18 protein-coding genes are annotated in these 15,862 nt (G+C 62.9%); 8 read left to right on the top strand and 10 right to left on the bottom strand.

From position 1 onward, the window contains the following. Positions 1-125 precede the first annotated feature (125 nt). The 3 genes from H621_RS0109385 to H621_RS0109375 all read left to right on the top strand — a co-directional run bounded on the left by H621_RS0109385 (position 126) and on the right by H621_RS0109375 (position 3,378). Positions 126-1,199: a DUF748 domain-containing protein gene (locus tag H621_RS0109385; protein WP_028943142.1), complete on the top strand. Its 1,074-nt coding sequence runs from the start codon at positions 126-128 to the stop codon at positions 1,197-1,199. A 137-nt stretch (positions 1,200-1,336) separates the two neighbouring features. Further along, complete coding sequence (locus H621_RS0109380) at positions 1,337-2,182, top strand: AAA family ATPase (RefSeq protein ID WP_028943141.1); 846 nt, start codon at positions 1,337-1,339, stop codon at positions 2,180-2,182. A gap of 17 nt (positions 2,183-2,199) precedes the next feature. Next, a complete protein-coding gene (locus H621_RS0109375) occupies positions 2,200-3,378 on the top strand; it encodes a vWA domain-containing protein (RefSeq protein ID WP_028943140.1) in 1,179 nt (392 codons plus the stop codon). A gap of 148 nt (positions 3,379-3,526) precedes the next feature. On the opposite strand, the gene H621_RS0109370 is transcribed toward H621_RS0109375, so the two are convergent. Genes H621_RS0109370 through H621_RS0109355 form a run of 4 tightly spaced genes read right to left on the bottom strand, consistent with a single transcriptional unit; the run spans position 3,527 to position 7,206 of the window. Beyond that, positions 3,527-4,444 carry a 5-oxoprolinase subunit C family protein gene (locus H621_RS0109370; RefSeq protein WP_028943139.1) on the bottom strand — a complete coding sequence of 306 codons (918 nt, stop codon included), beginning with the start codon at positions 4,442-4,444 and terminating at the stop codon, positions 3,527-3,529. Next, on the bottom strand, positions 4,441-5,145 hold the full coding sequence (gene pxpB, locus H621_RS0109365) for a 5-oxoprolinase subunit PxpB (protein ID WP_028943138.1): 705 nt from the start codon (positions 5,143-5,145) through the stop codon (positions 4,441-4,443). The genes H621_RS0109370 and pxpB overlap by 4 nt, the downstream gene beginning before the upstream one ends. Beyond that, positions 5,142-5,894 carry a 5-oxoprolinase subunit PxpA gene (locus tag H621_RS0109360; RefSeq protein WP_028943137.1) on the bottom strand — a complete coding sequence of 251 codons (753 nt, stop codon included), beginning with the start codon at positions 5,892-5,894 and terminating at the stop codon, positions 5,142-5,144. The genes pxpB and H621_RS0109360 overlap by 4 nt, the downstream gene beginning before the upstream one ends. Before the next feature lie 25 nt (positions 5,895-5,919). Further along, positions 5,920-7,206, bottom strand: coding sequence for an MFS transporter (locus H621_RS0109355; RefSeq protein ID WP_028943136.1), 1,287 nt, complete (start codon positions 7,204-7,206; stop codon positions 5,920-5,922). Between the two features lie 142 nt (positions 7,207-7,348). Between H621_RS0109355 and H621_RS0109350 the strand changes: the two genes are divergently transcribed. Next, complete coding sequence (locus H621_RS0109350; RefSeq protein WP_028943135.1) at positions 7,349-8,260, top strand: LysR family transcriptional regulator; 912 nt, start codon at positions 7,349-7,351, stop codon at positions 8,258-8,260. Here H621_RS0109350 and H621_RS0109345 read toward each other — a convergent pair. The 3 genes from H621_RS0109345 to H621_RS0109335 are packed head-to-tail and all read right to left on the bottom strand — an operon-like array spanning position 8,257 to position 10,074. Continuing rightward, a complete protein-coding gene (locus H621_RS0109345; RefSeq protein ID WP_028943134.1) occupies positions 8,257-8,778 on the bottom strand; it encodes a DUF2937 family protein in 522 nt (173 codons plus the stop codon). The two genes, H621_RS0109350 and H621_RS0109345, sit on opposite strands and share 4 nt — an antisense overlap. Before the next feature lie 10 nt (positions 8,779-8,788). Next, entirely contained in the window at positions 8,789-9,562 is a 774-nt protein-coding gene (locus H621_RS0109340; protein WP_028943133.1) for a class II glutamine amidotransferase, read from the bottom strand. A 23-nt stretch (positions 9,563-9,585) separates the two neighbouring features. Then, positions 9,586-10,074 carry a hypothetical protein gene (locus tag H621_RS0109335; protein ID WP_028943132.1) on the bottom strand — a complete coding sequence of 163 codons (489 nt, stop codon included), beginning with the start codon at positions 10,072-10,074 and terminating at the stop codon, positions 9,586-9,588. A gap of 84 nt (positions 10,075-10,158) precedes the next feature. Between H621_RS0109335 and H621_RS0109330 the strand changes: the two genes are divergently transcribed. Then, on the top strand, positions 10,159-12,213 hold the full coding sequence (locus H621_RS0109330; protein WP_028943131.1) for a S9 family peptidase: 2,055 nt from the start codon (positions 10,159-10,161) through the stop codon (positions 12,211-12,213). Between the two features lie 122 nt (positions 12,214-12,335). On the opposite strand, the gene H621_RS28010 is transcribed toward H621_RS0109330, so the two are convergent. Further along, on the bottom strand, positions 12,336-12,608 hold the full coding sequence (locus H621_RS28010; protein ID WP_084167943.1) for a hypothetical protein: 273 nt from the start codon (positions 12,606-12,608) through the stop codon (positions 12,336-12,338). Between the two features lie 118 nt (positions 12,609-12,726). Here H621_RS28010 and H621_RS0109325 point away from each other — a divergent pair, with 118 nt between their 5' ends. From H621_RS0109325 to H621_RS0109315, 3 genes are all read left to right on the top strand, one after another. Continuing rightward, on the top strand, positions 12,727-13,098 hold the full coding sequence (locus H621_RS0109325) for a YajD family HNH nuclease (protein ID WP_028943130.1): 372 nt from the start codon (positions 12,727-12,729) through the stop codon (positions 13,096-13,098). 72 nt (positions 13,099-13,170) lie between these two features. Continuing rightward, a complete protein-coding gene (locus H621_RS0109320; RefSeq protein WP_010223125.1) occupies positions 13,171-13,641 on the top strand; it encodes an RNA methyltransferase in 471 nt (156 codons plus the stop codon). Positions 13,642-13,708: 67 nt separating this feature from the next. Then, the gene (locus H621_RS0109315) at positions 13,709-14,068 is read left to right on the top strand and encodes a YgaP family membrane protein (RefSeq protein WP_028943129.1); all 360 of its coding nucleotides are present in this window, start codon (positions 13,709-13,711) and stop codon (positions 14,066-14,068) included. On the opposite strand, the gene H621_RS0109310 is transcribed toward H621_RS0109315, so the two are convergent. Both H621_RS0109310 and H621_RS0109305 read right to left on the bottom strand, forming a co-directional pair. Beyond that, positions 14,065-15,279, bottom strand: a complete 1,215-nt coding sequence (locus tag H621_RS0109310; protein WP_028943128.1) for a hypothetical protein — start codon at positions 15,277-15,279, stop codon at positions 14,065-14,067. The two genes, H621_RS0109315 and H621_RS0109310, sit on opposite strands and share 4 nt — an antisense overlap. 56 nt (positions 15,280-15,335) lie before the next feature. Further along, positions 15,336-15,785: a YcgN family cysteine cluster protein gene (locus H621_RS0109305; RefSeq protein WP_028943127.1), complete on the bottom strand. Its 450-nt coding sequence runs from the start codon at positions 15,783-15,785 to the stop codon at positions 15,336-15,338. Positions 15,786-15,862: the final 77 nt, after the last annotated feature.

The following is a 15,862-nucleotide window of genomic DNA, read 5'->3' as shown; positions in this document are numbered from 1 at the left end:
TCCTTAATTATGCAGCGGACGGAAAACTTCAAGGGTAAGCCCGCCGCGCCAGTGCGTCCACATACAACGAACCGACGCGATCGACAGGAGTCAATCGATCTATACCCCTCATGGAAATACCGCCAATGAAACGCCGCTATCGCTGGCCCTTGTGGGGGCTGCTCGCCATTGTGCTGTTGCTGGTCAGCCTGCACTTCGCCCTGCCCTGGCTGGTGCGCGACTACCTCAACGACAAGCTCGCCGACATGGGCGACTACCGCGGCCAGGTCACCGACGTCGACCTGGCCTGGTGGCGCGGCGCATACAAGATCAACGGCCTGACCATCGTCAAGACCACGGGCAAGGTACCCGTACCCTTTCTCCAGGCCCCCTTGATCGACTTGTCGGTGAGCTGGCGGTCGCTATGGTATGACCACGCAGTGGTCGCCGAGGTGGCGTTCATGCGCCCGGAACTCAATTTCGTCGACGGCCCCAGCAAACAGGCATCCCAGACCGGCCAGGGCACTGACTGGCGCCAACAGTTGGAAAAGCTGGTGCCCATCACCCTCAACGAAGTGCGTATCGACAACGGTACCCTGACCTTTCGCAATTTCAATTCCAAGCCGCCGGTCAACCTCAAGGCCACACAGCTCGATGCCAGCATCCGCAACCTGACCAACGTCCAGGACCACAAGGGCCGGCGCGATGCCCGCTTCGAGGGCAAGGCCAGGGTGTTGGGCGATGCCAGTGTGCAAAGCAGCGCCACTTTCGACCCGTTCAGCGACTTCGACGATTTCCAGTTCCGCCTGCGCGCCAGCGGTATACAGCTGCGCCAACTCAATGACTTTGCCAGTGCCTACGGCAAGTTCGACTTCAATGCCGGCCACGGTGACCTGGTTATCGAAGCCGAAGCACAAAAAGGCCGGCTCAACGGCTATATCAAGCCCTTGCTGCGCGACGTCGATGTGTTCAACTGGCAGCAGGACGTCAAGGAGGAAGACAAAGGCTTGTTCCGGTCGATCTGGGAGGCGTTGGTGGGCGGCAGCGAAACCGTCCTCAAGAACCAGCGCAAGAACCAGTTCGCCACCCGGGTGGAATTGAGTGGCAGCGTGCATAAAAGCGACATCAGCGCCTTCGAAGCGTTTTTGCAGATCCTGCGTAACGGCTTCATCCAGGCATTCAACGCACGCTATGAACAACCGCCGCCCAAGTCTGACTGAGTCACGACGTGACGCCTCATTCAGAGACTGAATGAGGCGCCTGCGTTCCCAGCCAGCCAGAGCCCGCGTTATAGTCGTGCATGACAATTTTTCCGCCAGGGGCCATGTACCCCGGCGCTACGTTAGAGGATCGGTTCATGAAGTTCGAAGGCACCCGCGCATACGTCGCCACAGACGACCTGAAACTGGCAGTCAACGCGGCGATCACCCTGGAGCGACCGCTACTGGTCAAGGGCGAGCCGGGCACCGGCAAGACCATGCTCGCCGAACAGCTGGCCGAGTCCTTTGGCGCCAAGCTGATCACCTGGCACATCAAGTCCACCACCAAGGCTCACCAGGGCTTGTACGAGTACGACGCGGTCAGCCGCCTGCGTGACTCGCAGCTGGGCGTGGACAAAGTCCACGACGTGCGCAACTACCTGAAGAAAGGCAAGCTCTGGGAGGCGTTCGAGTCCGAGGAGCGGGTCATCCTGCTGATCGACGAAATCGACAAGGCCGACATCGAGTTCCCCAACGACCTGTTGCAGGAACTGGACAAGATGGAGTTCTACGTTTACGAGACCGACGAGACGATCAAGGCCAAGCAGCGCCCGATCATCATCATTACCTCCAACAACGAAAAAGAACTGCCCGACGCCTTCCTGCGCCGTTGTTTCTTCCATTACATCGCCTTTCCCGACCGCGACACCCTGCAGAAAATCGTCGATGTCCACTACCCCAACATCAAGAAAGACCTGGTCAGTGAAGCGCTGGACGTGTTCTTCGACGTGCGCAAGGTACCGGGCCTGAAGAAAAAGCCGTCTACCTCCGAGCTGGTCGACTGGCTCAAACTGCTGATGGCCGACAACATCGGCGAAGCGGTGCTGCGTGAACGCGACCCAACCAAGGCTATCCCGCCGCTGGCCGGCGCTTTGGTGAAGAACGAACAGGATGTGCAACTGCTTGAACGCCTGGCGTTCATGAGCCGTCGCGGTAACCGCTGAGCCTGGGGGCAATTGCCATGCTGCTCAATCTGTTCAATGAAATGCGCGCCGCCAAGGTGCCGGTATCGGTGCGCGAGTTGCTTGATCTGCTCAATGCGCTCAAGCAGCGAGTCACCTTTGCCGACATGGACGAGTTCTACTACTTGTCACGGGCGATCCTGGTCAAGGACGAGCGGCATTTCGACAAGTTCGACCGTGCTTTCTCGGCCTACTTCAAGGGCCTGGAAAACCTCAACCAACACCTGGAGGCCCTGATTCCGGAAGACTGGTTGCGCAAGGAATTCGAGCGCTCCCTGACCGATGAGGAGCGCGCGCAGATCCAGTCCCTGGGTGGCCTGGACAAGCTGATCGAAGAATTCAAGAAGCGCCTGGAAGAACAGAAGGAACGCCATGCCGGTGGCAACAAGTGGATCGGCACCGGCGGCACCAGCCCGTTCGGTTCGGGTGGTTTCAACCCCGAAGGCATTCGCGTCGGCGATGCCGGCAAGCGCCAGGGCAAGGCGGTCAAGGTCTGGGACCAGCGCGAGTACAAGAACCTCGACGACCAGGTCGAGCTGGGCACACGCAACATAAAGCTGGCCCTGCGCCGCCTGCGCAAGTTCGCCCGCCAGGGCGCGGCCGAAGAACTGGACATCGACGGCACCATCGACCACACGGCCCGCGATGCCGGCCTGCTCAACATCCAGATGCGACCGGAGCGGCGCAACAGCGTCAAGTTGCTGCTGCTGTTCGACATCGGCGGCTCGATGGACGCCCACGTGAAGATCTGCGAAGAGTTGTTCTCGGCCTGCAAGACCGAGTTCAAACACCTGGAGTACTACTACTTCCACAACTTCGTCTACGAGTCGGTGTGGAAGAACAACCTGCGCCGCACCTCCGAACGTACCTCGACCATGGACCTGCTGCACAAGTACGGCGCCGACTACAAAGTGGTCTTCGTCGGCGACGCAGCCATGGCGCCCTACGAAATCACCCAGCCGGGCGGCAGCGTCGAGCACTGGAACGAAGAAGCCGGTTATGTGTGGATGCAGCGCTTCATGGAGAAGTACAAGAAGCTCATCTGGATCAACCCGTACCCCAAGGAAACCTGGAACTACACCGCCTCGACCAACATCGTGCGCGAACTGGTGGAGGACCGGATGTTCCCGTTGACCTTGCGCGGACTGGAAGAAGGGATGCGGTTCTTGTCCAAGTAGCCTCGTCGGGCAATGGCGACTGCTGCGCAGTCGATCGCAGCCCCATACCTCGGCAAGCGGCTACAGATTACCGATGTAGCCGCTGGCAATAGCCTGCGATCGGCCGCACAGCGGTCGTGGTTCCACAAGGTGCGGGCCCGCCCCGCAATCACTCTGCGAAGCGCTGCAAAAATGCCCGTTGTTCTTGCCAGGCCAGGTCCTGAACCACTGGCACAAACCGCACCACGCTCCCCGGCAACATCTGCGCCAGCCGCGCCAATGCCAGCGGCGTCAACGCCCCCAACCGCGGATACCCGCCAATGGTCTGGCGATCATTGAGCAACACGATCGGCTGCCCGTCCGGCGGCACCTGCACGGCGCCCAACGGAATCCCCTCGGAAATCATCGGCGCCCCTTGATACTGCAAGGCCGGTCCCAGCAAGCGCATACCCATGCGATCCGCGCGGCTGTCCAACGTCCAGTCGCGATTGAACACTTCGAACAGGCTCATGCCGCTGAAATCACCCGCCTGAGCACCCAGCACCAGGTCCAGGCTGTTGCGGGTGAAGTCCACACGCATTGCCTGGGGCACTTCCCGCCCGCCGGCTGCCTGGCCGCTGTAAGCCAGGTGCTGTCCCTTGAGCAGGGTCGAACCCAGGCCGTCCAGCCCACCCAGCTCCTCACGTACCACGCTGGCACAACTGCCCAGCACCTGGGGTGCGTGAAAACCACCGGGCGCCGCCAGGTAGGCCCGCGCGCCCTGCAACGGCTGGTTCAGGCGCAAGCGCTGGCCCTTGCCGAGTACGAAACTGGACCAGGGCTTGAGCGGCTCGCCGTCGATGCGTGCATCCAGGTCGGCACCGGCCAGGGCCAGGCAGCAGTCCTGCTCCGCCACCAGGCTGAAACCACCCAAGGTTATCTCTACCACAGCGGCATCGGCGGCATTGCCCAGCAGCCAGTTGGCCCAGCGCATCGACACCCAGTCCAGCGCGCCGCCCTGGGTCACGCCCAGGTGACGCACGCCAAAGCGCCCGGCGTCCTGCAACAGGCACAGCGGCGTGCTGGCCTCGATCATCAAGCGGCTCATGGCTGCGCCTCCAGTGGCGTATCGTCGCCGCCCTGATTGATGAAGGTGGCGCGATCCACCGCCACGAAGCGCACCCGGTCGCCCGGCTGCAGCAAGCTGTAACCGTCACGCTCGCGGTCAAACAGTTTGCTCGGGGTGCGGCCGATCAGGTTCCAGCCACCGGGCGACACCGCCGGGTAGGCTGCCGTCTGACGCTCGGCGATGCCCACACTGCCGGCGGCAACGCGCTTGCGTGGCGTGGCCAGGCGCGGCGCCGCCAACGCCTCTTCGACCAGGCCCATGAAGGCAAAGCCTGGGGCGAAGCCCAGGGCGAACACCTGGTACTCGCGCTCGCTGTGGCGGCGCACGATGTCGGCCACCGAAGTGTGGCAACGCTCGGCCAGCAGGCTCAGCTCCGGCCCGACGCTGGGGTCGTACCATACCGGGATCTCGTGCTGGCGCCCGCCGCTGCCGTTGTCCGGCTGCAGGTTTTCCAGTGCCTCGCGAACCAGCACCCGGGCCTGCCCTGGCGACAACTGCAGCAGGTTGAAATGCACCATTGCCGTGGTATACGACGGCACCAGGTCGATCAGGTACTCGCCGAATACCGCCCGCAGGCGCTGGCTGGCGGCAAGCATCCACGGCATGTTGGTTTCATCGATGGCGTCGAACAGCCGCACCATCAGGCAGTCAATGGCCACCGTTTCAATGCGATAGGTCATGACGCCACCTGCGCATCGAGGGCCTGGCGGATCTGCTGGACCGCGGCCACTGAACTGTCGTTGTCACCGTGTACGCAGAGGGTCTGGGCTTGCAGGCGCAGTTCGCTGCCATCGACCGCGACCAGGGGCTCGCCACGGGCCAGGCGCAAGGCCTGGTCGACAATCGTTGCCGGATCGTGGTGTACCGCACCCGGCAGGCGCCGCGACACCAGGCGCCCGGCGGCGTCGTAGGCACGGTCGGCAAAGGCCTCGAACCACAGCGGCACGCCGTACTCGTCGCCCAGCGTCTGGGCCGCACTATTATCGGCGGTGGCCATCAGCATCAGCGGCAGTTGCCGGTCGTACTCGGCCACGGCCTGGAGCACCGCACGCAGCTTCTGCGGGTCGGCCATCATGTCGTTGTACAACGCGCCATGGGGTTTGACGTAGGTAACGCGGGTGCCCTGGGTACGGCAGATGCCGTCCAGCGCGCCGATCTGGTAGTGCAGCAGGTCGCGGATTTCTTCGGCGCTGCAGGCCATGGAACGACGGCCGAAACCGACCAGGTCCTGATACGCCGGGTGCGCGCCGATGCGCACCTTGCTGGCCACGGCCAGGCCCACGGTGTGACGCATGATGCCAGGGTCGCCTGCGTGAAAACCGCAGGCAATGTTGGCGCAATCGACAAACGGCATGACCTGGGCATCCAGGCCCATGGTCCAGCTGCCGAAACTTTCACCCATGTCGCAATTCAATAGCAGGCGGCTCACGTGTGGCACTCCTTCAGGCTCGGCCTTATTGGGCTTCAAGTTCTTTGCCGCGGGTTTCCGGCAGGCTCAGTGCCGCCAGAATTACCACACCGTAACTGACTGCCGCAAAGCCGCCGATACCCAGCCCCAACGGGACCTTCTGGCTGAGCATGCCGATCAGCAGCGGGAAGAGTGCCGCCACGGCGCGACCGATGTTGTAGCAAAAGCCCTGCCCCGAACCACGAATACGAGTGGGGAACAGCTCGGTCAGGAATGCCCCCATGCCGCTGAAAATGCCCGAGGCGAAGAAGCCCAGCGGGAAGCCCAGCCACAGCATCACGCCATCGCTGACCTGCATCTGGGTGTAGAGCAGCACGATGATGAACGAGCCCACGGCGAATAGGATGAAGTTCTTTTTGCGCCCCAACAGGTCGGTGAGGTAGGCACTGATCACGTAGCCGACGTATGAGCCGACGATCACCATGGCCAGGTAGCCGCCCGTGCCCAATACGCTCAGGCCACGTTCGTTGGTGAGGAAGGTCGGCAGCCAGGAGGTGATGGCGTAGTAACCGCCCAAGGCGCCAGTGGTCAGCAGCGAGGCGCGGACGGTGGTGAAGAGCATGCCAGGGGCGAAAATTTCATAGAAGTGCGACGGCGCTTCGGTTTTTTCCGCCGCCTTGGCCAGTCGATAAACTTCCGGGTCCTTGACCAGGCGACGGACAAAAATCACGAACACCGCCGGCACGATACCCAGCAGGAACAGGGCGCGCCAGGCGTCTTCAGGCGGCAGCCAGGTGAACAGCACCGCGTACAGAATCGCCGTCAGGCCCCAGCCAATGGCCCAGCCGGACTGCACCATGCCCACCGCCTTGCCGCGGTCCTTGGCACGGATGACTTCACCGATCAGCACGGCGCCGGCAGTCCACTCGCCGCCGAAGCCGAAGCCCATCAGAGTGCGGGCGATCAATAGTTGGTCGTAGGTTTGGGCAAAGCCGCAGAGGAAGGTGAAAAAGGCAAACCACAGCACGGTCAATTGCAGGGTGCGTACCCGGCCGATGCGGTCGGAGAGGATGCCGGCGATCCAGCCGCCCAGCGCCGAAGCGATCAGAGTGCTGGTGTGAATCAGCCCGGCCTCGGCGGTGGTGATGCCCCACAGGGCGATCAGGGTGGGGATGACGAAGCTGAGCATCTGGGTGTCCATGCCATCGAGGCCGTAGCCGATCTTGCAGCTCCAGAAGGTCCGTCGTTCTTGCTTGTTGATGTTGCGGTACCAGTCGAAGGGACCCGCCACCGATCTGGTTTTGACCTGTTGCTGCACGCCCGATGGGTTCATGGTTGCCTCAGCTTGTTGGTATTGTTTTAAAGGCGACGATCTTTGTCGCAACCTGACTGTCATTTTTCGATGGGTGCGCATCGCCGTCCAACGAGAAAAACCAGCGGTCTGGCATAAGAAAAATTTGATCAGTGAGCGCACCATGAACCTCAAGTTCCTCGAAACCTTCGTCTGGGTCGCCCGGCTCAAGAGCTTTCGCCTGACCGCCGAAAAGCTCTTTACCACCCAGGCCTCGATCTCCAGCCGCATCGCTGCGCTGGAGGCCGACCTTGGGGTCAAGCTGTTGCTGCGCGATTCCCGTGGGGTCAGCCTGACGCCCGAAGGCAGCAAGGTGCTCGAATACGCCGAGCAGATGCTCGACACGGCCAAGGCGCTCAAGCAATCGCTGGACAGCGACCGGGCCAAGGTCGGCAGGATTCGCCTGGGTGTAATGGACACGGTTATCCATACCTGGATGAGCCCGCTGGTGTCGGAACTGATGGAGCGCTACCCGCAGGTTGAAATCGAATTGATCGCCGATACTGCGCTCAACTTGCGCGAACAGCTGCAAAAAGGCTTTCTCGATGTAATTCTGCAAACCGACCTTCTGCGCCAGGAATCGATCCGCAGCCTGGACTTGGCGCGCTACCCCATGGGCTGGATCGTGGCCAGCCAGTCGATCTACAACCGCGACTATGCCTCCCTCGCCGAGCTTGCCCGCGAGCGCATCGTGACCTTCTCGAAAAACTCCCGGCCACACCAGGAGGTGCTCAGCCTGCTCCAGGCCGAAGGCGTCAGTGCGCCACGGCTGAACTGCGTGAACTCGGTGGCGGCGATTACCCGTCTGCTGCGCGATGGCTTCGGCATCGGCGCCCTGCCCCCGGCGCTGGTCAGCGAGGAACTGGCGCGAGGGGAACTGACCCTGCTGCCGCTAGCGCAGCAACCGCCGAGCCTGGAGTTGGTGGTGGCCTGGCAGACCGGGGTCGAACTGGTAGACGAAGTGGTGGCGCTGTGTCGCAACGTACTGGAGCGTTATGCCGCAGATGCTGGTCCCCAGCGCATCAAGCTGGTTTAGCGCCAGCTCTCTTTCACCGCTTTGCGCCGCCCGCCGAGGGCCACCCAGCCGAACAGCAGCAAGAGGCTTTCAATGCTCAGGGCCAGCAACAAGGCGAAGCTCAGGCCCCAGGCCAGGGCTTCGGGTGCCAGGAGGATCTGGTAGTTGTAGCCCTTGAGGGTTTCCTCGCGCAGCTGGCTGTCGGCCTGTACCAGCACATGCCAGGTGCGCTCCAGCCATGGCCCCTGGAGGATTTGCCATTCCCGTTCGAGCAGGCGATTGCGGATCAGCAGGCTGTCGATGCTGTTGGCGTCGCTGTTGAACACCGGGTCGTCACTGCTGCGGTAGTGGCGCACCAGCGCTTGCAGGTCTCCATTGAAAAAGCGCCGGGCGGTGTCCTCGAAGCCCTTGAGACCCTCGCGCGATTCAAGCAGTTTCGCTTCGACCCGCTGGCTGTAGTCGTTGATCAGGCCAGGTACCTGCACCCCCACCAGCAACCCGAAGGTAAACAGCAACAACCGCAGGTAACTTCTGAACATGGGCTATCCCTTAGCGTTGTCCCTGGGCGATGCATTCACCACGGCGCCACAGCGCCCACTGGCCCGGCTCGTAGCGCTGCCACGTCTCGTTCTCGGTCAGCGCTTCGGTGGCGATCACGGTGACCACGTCGTTGGGGGTGGTCTCGGCCTGGAAGTCGACGATCATGTCGACATCCTTGAGCCGCGCCGGCCCGAACGGTGCGCGCCGGGTGATATGCACCAGCTTGGTCGAGCAGAAGCAGAACAGCCAGTCGCCATCGCTGAGCAGGCAATTGAACACACCCTTGCCACGGTATTCGGCGCAGGCCTCGACCAGCACCGGCAACAACACTTCAGCCTCCACCGGCTCCGGGAACGCCTCGCGGATGCGGTTGAGCAGGTCGCAGAAGGCCGCTTCGCTGTCGGTGTCGCCAATGGGGCGGTAGAACGTGGCCTGGCCCTTGAATTCACCCAACTGGCCGTTGTGGGCGAAACACCAGTTGCGTCCCCAAAGCTCGCGTACAAAAGGATGGGTATTGGACAAGCAGACCTTGCCGACGTTGGCCTGGCGAATATGGCCGATCACCACTTCGCTCTTGATCGGGTAGCGTTGGACCAGATTGGCCACTTCCGATTCGCAACTGGCTGCCGGGTCCTGGAACAGACGCAGGCCACGGCCTTCGTAGAATCCGATGCCCCAGCCGTCGCGGTGCGGGCCGGTACGTCCACCGCGCTGCATCAGCCCGGTGAAACTGAAGACGATATCGGTGGGTACATTGGCGCTCATGCCCAACAGTTCACACATTCTGGCTGCTCCCGGGCAAATGGCTACAAGCGCGGCTCGACCCGCGAACGGCTACCGCCCAACGGTGCTTCGGGCGGGTTGCGATAACGGTCGCGTCTCTCGGCGGCCATCGGTGCATCGGCCACGGCCTCTTCGGCATCGCGCTTGGCGGCGGCCTCGGCCTGCTCACGACGGGCCTTGGCGCGTTTCTCGAGCGGCCAGCGCAGCACCACGAACACTCCGTAGAGCGCGAAGGCGATCATGCCATACATGGCAAGGTCGGCCGCGGCGCGCAGCATGTTGTTGCCGACCTTGAACAGCAGGTCGAGAGCAGCAATGGCGATAGCCGGGGCGAATTTGTCTTTGACGGGATCGATGATGGTCGGGGTCAGCAGCAGTACTGCCATCAGCACCCGCAGCGGTTCGCGCAGCCAGCGCCACATCCAGCGGGTCAGGCGAAAGCCCACCGCCAGGCACCCCAGGGCGGCCAGGGCGTAGAGGCCCCAGGCGAGCAGATAGTCGTTCTCGGTCATGGTGTCCGTGGCAAGCTAGGCAAATAGACGCTTATGATAAACACATTTGAGCGCGCAGGCGCCCCCCAGCCAAGAGAACCCCGCATGTCCGCAGACGTCACCGTCCCCCGCGCCCCGATTGCCCGCAAGGCCGAAGGCGCCGATCCCTATGCCTGGCTGCAGGAGCGCGACAGCCCCGACGTGATCGCCTACCTGAACGCCGAGAACGCTTACCAGGAGGCGCAACTGGCCGACCAGGCCGAACTGCGCGACCAGCTGTTCGAAGAGATCAAGGGCCGCATCCTCGAAACCGACCTGTCGCTGCCTTCGCCCTGGGGCCCGTACCTGTACTACAGCCGCACCACCGCCGGCGAAGAGTACCCACGTCACTACCGCTGCCCGCGCCCGGCCGACGACTCCAACACAGTCGATGAAAGCCGGGAAGAACTGCTGCTGGACCCCAACCAGCTGGCCAATGGCGGCTTCCTCTCGCTGGGCGCCTTCAACGTCAGCCCCGACCACCAGCGCCTGGCCTACAGCCTTGATACCACGGGCGACGAAATCTACACCCTATATGTCAAGGAACTGGCCAGCGGTGCCATCGAGCAACTGCCGTTCGAGCAGTGCGACGGCAGCATGACCTGGGCCAACGACAGCCAGACGCTGTTCTTCGCCGAACTGGACGACACCCATCGGCCGCACAAACTGCTGCGCCACCGCCTGGGCCGCGAAGGTTGCCAGGCCATTTTCGAAGAGACCGACGGGCGATTCTTCCTGCACTGCTACCGCGCCAGCTCCGAGCGCCAACTGATCCTGCTGCTCAACAGCAAGACCACCAGCGAAGCCTGGGTGCTGGACGCCGAGCAGCCGGACGGCGATTTCACCTGCCTGGCGCCACGGGTCGAAGGCCATGAATACTTCCCGGACCACGGCCAGCTCGACGGGCAGTGGCACTGGTTTATCCGCACCAACCAGGACGGCATCAACTTCGCCCTGTACCACGCCGGCAGTGAGCAGGTTCCGACCCGCGCGCAGTGGCAACTGCTGGTGCCGCACCGCGACGCCGTCATGCTCGAAGGCCTGAGCCTGAACGCCAGCGCCCTGAGCCTGAGCCTGCGCGAAGGCGGCCTACCGATCATCGAAGTGCGCCCACAAGGGCTTGCCCCGTACCGGGTGGAGCTGCCGGATGCGGCCTACAACCTGTATGTGCAAGACAGCCTCGAGTTTGAAAGCCAGCGCATCCGCCTGCGCTACCAGGCCCTCAATCGCCCGGCCCAGGTGCGCCAGCTGGAGCTCGCCAGTGGTGCTCAGCAGGTTCTTAAAGAGACTCCGGTGCTGGGCCCATTCGACCCCGATGAGTACGTGAGCCAGCGACTCTGGGCCACTGCCAGCGACGGTACCCAAGTGCCGATCAGCCTGGTGCAACGCCGCACCGACCTGGGCAAGCCGGTACCGCTGTACCTCTATGGCTACGGCGCCTACGGCGAAAGCCTCGACCCATGGTTCTCCCATGCCCGCCTGAGCCTGCTGGAGCGCGGCGTGGCCTTTGCCATCGCCCATGTGCGCGGCGGTGGCGAGCTGGGTGAAGCCTGGTACCGGGCTGGCAAACAGGAGCACAAGACCAACACCTTCAACGACTTCATCGCCTGCGCTGAACACCTGATCGCCCAGGGCGTGACCCGCGCCGACCAACTGGCAATCAGTGGTGGCAGCGCCGGTGGCCTGCTGATTGGCGCGGTGCTCAACCAGCGCCCGGAGTTGTTCAAGGCGGCCATTGCCGAAGTGCCGTTCGTCGACGTGCTCAATACCATGCTCGACCCAGACCTGCCGTTGACCGTCACCGAGTACGACGAGTGGGGCAACCCTGAAGAACCTGAAGTGTACGAGCGCATCAAGGCCTACGCGCCTTACGAGAACGTCAAGGCCCAGGCCTACCCGGCGCTGCTGGTGGTGGCGGGCTACAACGACAGCCGCGTGCAGTACTGGGAAGCGGCCAAGTGGGTGGCCAAACTGCGTGTGACCAAGACCGACAGCAACTTGCTGCTGCTCAAGACCGAGATGGATGCCGGGCATGGCGGCATGAGTGGGCGGTACCAAGGGCTGCGGGATGTGGCGCTGGAGTATGGGTTTGTGTTCAAGGTGCTGGGTGTGAATGCCTGACACACAACACGCCTGCAGGAGCGGGCTTGCCCCGCGATGGCCAGTACAGCCTGCACATCCTGGGTTGTCTGAATTGCGTATCGCGGGGCAAGCCCGCTCCTGCAGGTTGTGGATCTGCCCCCCTAATCCGACCTCGGCTTCTCCTGCTGCGGCGTCAACCCCGGCAAGGGCTGGTCCCTTGGCGGCGAAGGCACCGGAATCGACGGCAACAACGGTGAGCCGGGCGTCGCATCACCGGCCCGGGGTGGCGTACTGGGGGTAATCTGCGGATACGGCGTCGGCGTCGCCGTTCCTGGTGCCCCTGGCACCGGCGCAATGGGCCGCGGCTGCAGCTCGGCGGCCACAGCCGATTGCAAACACACCAGAATCAAGGCGGCGATGGTCAAATAACGCATACGCAGGCTCCTTGGTAACGACCCGACAGCCTACTCCCAAGCGTAGCCTGTCCGAAACGCCCGCCATCGGGCTAAACTTCAAGGCATAACCGTAACAAGCCCGAGAAAAGGTAATCCCATGAGTTCGGCATCCACTGCCTCCGCCACCGCACGGCTCGACCGCATCCTCGCCGACGCCAAGCGCGACAAAGAAATGGGCTATCGCGACAAAGCCCTGAAAATGTACCCGCACGTCTGCGGTCGCTGCGCCCGGGAGTTCTCCGGCAAGCGCCTGAGCGAACTGACCGTGCACCACCGTGACCATAACCACGACAACAACCCCCAGGATGGCTCGAACTGGGAGTTGCTGTGCCTGTACTGTCACGACAACGAACATTCCCGCTACACCGACCAGCAATATTTCAGCGAAGGCTCGACCAGCAGCCCGAGCATCGCCAAGGCCACCCACAACCCGTTTGCGGGACTGGCGGGCCTGCTGAAAAAAGACTGAGCGCAAACCCGCGCCCCACCCGCGCCGGCAAGCCCGTATAATCGCGTTCTTTTTTGCGAAGGGCCCCGGCACGTGGCGAACAAACGGTACAGCTGCATTGGTCTGTTCAACCCCAAGTCAGCGGAGAACGTCGGTTCAGTAATGCGCGCGGCGGGTTGCTACGGCGTCAACTCGGTGTTCTACACCGGCAAGCGCTATGAGCGTGCCCGCGACTTTGTCACAGACACCAAGCGCGTGCATTACGACATCCCGTTGATCGGCATCGACGATCTGCAAAAAATCATTCCCCTGGGCTGCACGCCCGTGGCCGTTGAGTTGGTCGACGGCGCCCGCCCCCTGCCCGAGTACACCCACCCCGACCGCGCCATCTACATCTTCGGCCCCGAGGACGGCTCCCTCGATCCAAGCGTGCGGGCCTGGTGCGAAGAGACCATCTACATCCCGACCAACGGCTGCATGAACCTGGCCGCCACGGTCAACGTGGTGCTCTACGACCGACTGGCCAAAGGCCTGAACACTCGCTCTGGCCCCAAGTTCAAGTAAATCCGAAGGAACAGTCCGTCGACTGCGGTGGTCTGCTGCATATCATCGCCCCCACTGGAGAATGACCATGTCCGAGAACAAGACGTTGATCCCTGCCCTGCAAGACAAGCCCGAACACAACGTGCACGGCTGGGAACGCGCCGGCTCCGTGGCCGGCGGTGTGATCATGGTGGGCAAGGGCTTGCGCCGTGGTGGGCTGTTCGGCCTGATCCAGATGGCCATCGGCGGCGTGGCCCTGGCCCGTGGCATTACCGGTCACAGTTCGATGAAGAGCCTGATGGAGCGCGGTCGCAGCGACCTCGACAACCTGCGCTCGACCATCGAGCGCAACGGCGCCGAACTGCGCGCTCTCAAGGCCAGCGCCGACGCCGCTACCCGCAGCGCCACGGTTACCGGCAACGACTCGCTGACTAACCCCAAGCCCTAACGCAGCAGCTTGCTCGCCAGCACCTCGGATTCGCGCCCCAGCACACTTTCACTGAGCTGGACGAACTCTTCGGTGCTGACGCTGTTGAGCCGCATCATTGCGCGGGTGACGTCGTCCAGCGAACGCTGGTTATGGCTGTGCAAGCGAATCTCCCGGTCCAGTGCCTGCAACAGCAGTACACCCCGGGCCGTGGTCGCGCTGTCCACCTGTTCACCGCGCAAGCTGCTGACCTTGGCACCGTTACGCTCAAGGCCGGCCAGCACGGCCTGGTAGCGATCCTCGGTGATGCCCCCGGCACGTCGCAGCAATTCGATGGCGTAGTAATCGGCCAGGGACTCGCCAATCCAGTCACTGGCCTGACGGTCGTTGATCTGTGCGAAGACATGTACCAGCTCCCGCAACAGCGGGCTTGAGCCGTTCTCGCTGACCAGCGGCCTGCTACTGTGCAGGTAGATCGAATTGTGCCCCGCTCGGGCACCGCGCCAGAGTTGATCCTTGGCCCCCACCAGTAACAGCTTTGGCGGATTGCGCGGGAACACCGCTTGCAACTGCGGCCACACGAACGTCAGCAACGTCAGGTTATCCAGCCGACGCATGCCTTGCCCTTGCGGCGCAGCCACGCTGAGGTCGGTTTCGCCCAGGCGCGCACGACGGGTGCCGATGGTGCCCGCGACCATCCAGCCGGTCGGGCGATCGAACAGGCGCGAGACATTGTCGATGCGAAAGCGCTGCTTGCCGATGCGCGGCCAGGGCGTCTCGACACTCTTCCAGCCGCTGGGCAATTCAAAACTCAGGCGGGCGACCAGTTCGGTACCGTCCTGCTGGTCGAGGCGTGCCGGGGGTACCAGGTCATCACCGCGAAACAGCGCCCAGTGGGGCGTCATGCGGGTCTCGTAACTGCCGTTTTTAAGCCGTTGGGACAAGCGCACACGGTACGTCAGCTGGCTCTTGCCCGCTGCCGGCTGCCAATGCCCACGCTGGCCGTCGCCCCGCAGCAGCCATTGGCCGTCGGCCTTGAAATCGCTGTAGACCCCCGCCTTGCCCAGGTCGAAATCCAGGCTGCGCACCGCCGCCCCTTCAGCCAGGGTCAGAAGTACTTCGGCCTGTTCACTCTGGGGCAGCAGGCGAACGTGATAGTCCAGGTCGACTTTCTTGGCAAAGGCCGGCGAACAGGCCAACAGACTCAGGGCCAGCAACCAATGGCAACGCACACGCATACAGAAACTCCTTGTTCCCCCAGACGCGATACCCGGCAAACCCGGGCGGCTCAGCCGGCGCGGAAAATCAGATAATCTTCCCAGTCATCCTCGTCCACGCTCTCTTCGCTGAGCATGCGCCCGGACTGGGAAATTCGCTGTTTGTGTACCTGTTGACGGTCACCGCATACCAGGTGGTGCCAGCTTGGCAGGTCCTTGCCTTCGCTGATCAGGCGGTAACCACAGGTGGTTGGTAGCCATTTGAACTGGTCGGCCTTGCCCGGCGTCAGCTGGATGCAGTCAGGCACGATCTTCAACCGGTTGGGATAGTCGCTGCACTGGCAGGTCTTCAGGTCCAGCAGCTTGCAGGCAATGCGCGTGTAATAGACGCTGTTGTCGTCTTCATCTTCAAGCTTTTGCAGGCAGCACAGGCCACAGCCGTCACACAGCGACTCCCATTCCTGGGGGTCCAGCTGTTCGAGGGTCTTACGCTTCCAGAAAGCGTCGGCGCTGGCAATCATGTAACGGGTGTCCTGTTCAAAAGAGGCGCCGCGGTGCGGCGGCGCCAGTCTAGGGCGAGTCTTGCAGCAATGCCAGA

The organism is Pseudomonas vranovensis DSM 16006, from assembly GCF_000425805.1.
Classification (GTDB): Bacteria; Pseudomonadota; Gammaproteobacteria; order Pseudomonadales; family Pseudomonadaceae; genus Aquipseudomonas; species Aquipseudomonas vranovensis.
The sequence above is the reverse complement of the archived record's forward strand: the minus strand, read 5'-3'. Positions and strand labels throughout refer to the sequence as shown.

What these genes read in the sequence shown, in the direction of transcription:
- H621_RS0109355 (WP_028943136.1), bottom strand. Translation starts at nt 7,206, where the DNA reads ATGAACCCATCGGGCGTGCAGCAACAGGTCAAAACCAGATCGGTGGCG.
- H621_RS0109335 (WP_028943132.1), bottom strand. Translation starts at nt 10,074, where the DNA reads ATGACCGAGAACGACTATCTGCTCGCCTGGGGCCTCTACGCCCTGGCC.
- H621_RS0109385 (WP_028943142.1), top strand. Translation starts at nt 126, where the DNA reads ATGAAACGCCGCTATCGCTGGCCCTTGTGGGGGCTGCTCGCCATTGTG.
- H621_RS0109345 (WP_028943134.1), bottom strand. Translation starts at nt 8,778, where the DNA reads ATGTTCAGAAGTTACCTGCGGTTGTTGCTGTTTACCTTCGGGTTGCTG.
- pxpB (WP_028943138.1), bottom strand. Translation starts at nt 5,145, where the DNA reads ATGACCTATCGCATTGAAACGGTGGCCATTGACTGCCTGATGGTGCGG.
- H621_RS0109340 (WP_028943133.1), bottom strand. Translation starts at nt 9,562, where the DNA reads ATGTGTGAACTGTTGGGCATGAGCGCCAATGTACCCACCGATATCGTC.
- H621_RS0109350 (WP_028943135.1), top strand. Translation starts at nt 7,349, where the DNA reads ATGAACCTCAAGTTCCTCGAAACCTTCGTCTGGGTCGCCCGGCTCAAG.
- H621_RS0109375 (WP_028943140.1), top strand. Translation starts at nt 2,200, where the DNA reads ATGCTGCTCAATCTGTTCAATGAAATGCGCGCCGCCAAGGTGCCGGTA.
- H621_RS0109380 (WP_028943141.1), top strand. Translation starts at nt 1,337, where the DNA reads ATGAAGTTCGAAGGCACCCGCGCATACGTCGCCACAGACGACCTGAAA.
- H621_RS0109315 (WP_028943129.1), top strand. Translation starts at nt 13,709, where the DNA reads ATGTCCGAGAACAAGACGTTGATCCCTGCCCTGCAAGACAAGCCCGAA.
- H621_RS0109305 (WP_028943127.1), bottom strand. Translation starts at nt 15,785, where the DNA reads ATGATTGCCAGCGCCGACGCTTTCTGGAAGCGTAAGACCCTCGAACAG.
- H621_RS0109330 (WP_028943131.1), top strand. Translation starts at nt 10,159, where the DNA reads ATGTCCGCAGACGTCACCGTCCCCCGCGCCCCGATTGCCCGCAAGGCC.
- H621_RS0109325 (WP_028943130.1), top strand. Translation starts at nt 12,727, where the DNA reads ATGAGTTCGGCATCCACTGCCTCCGCCACCGCACGGCTCGACCGCATC.
- H621_RS0109370 (WP_028943139.1), bottom strand. Translation starts at nt 4,444, where the DNA reads ATGAGCCGCTTGATGATCGAGGCCAGCACGCCGCTGTGCCTGTTGCAG.
- H621_RS28010 (WP_084167943.1), bottom strand. Translation starts at nt 12,608, where the DNA reads ATGCGTTATTTGACCATCGCCGCCTTGATTCTGGTGTGTTTGCAATCG.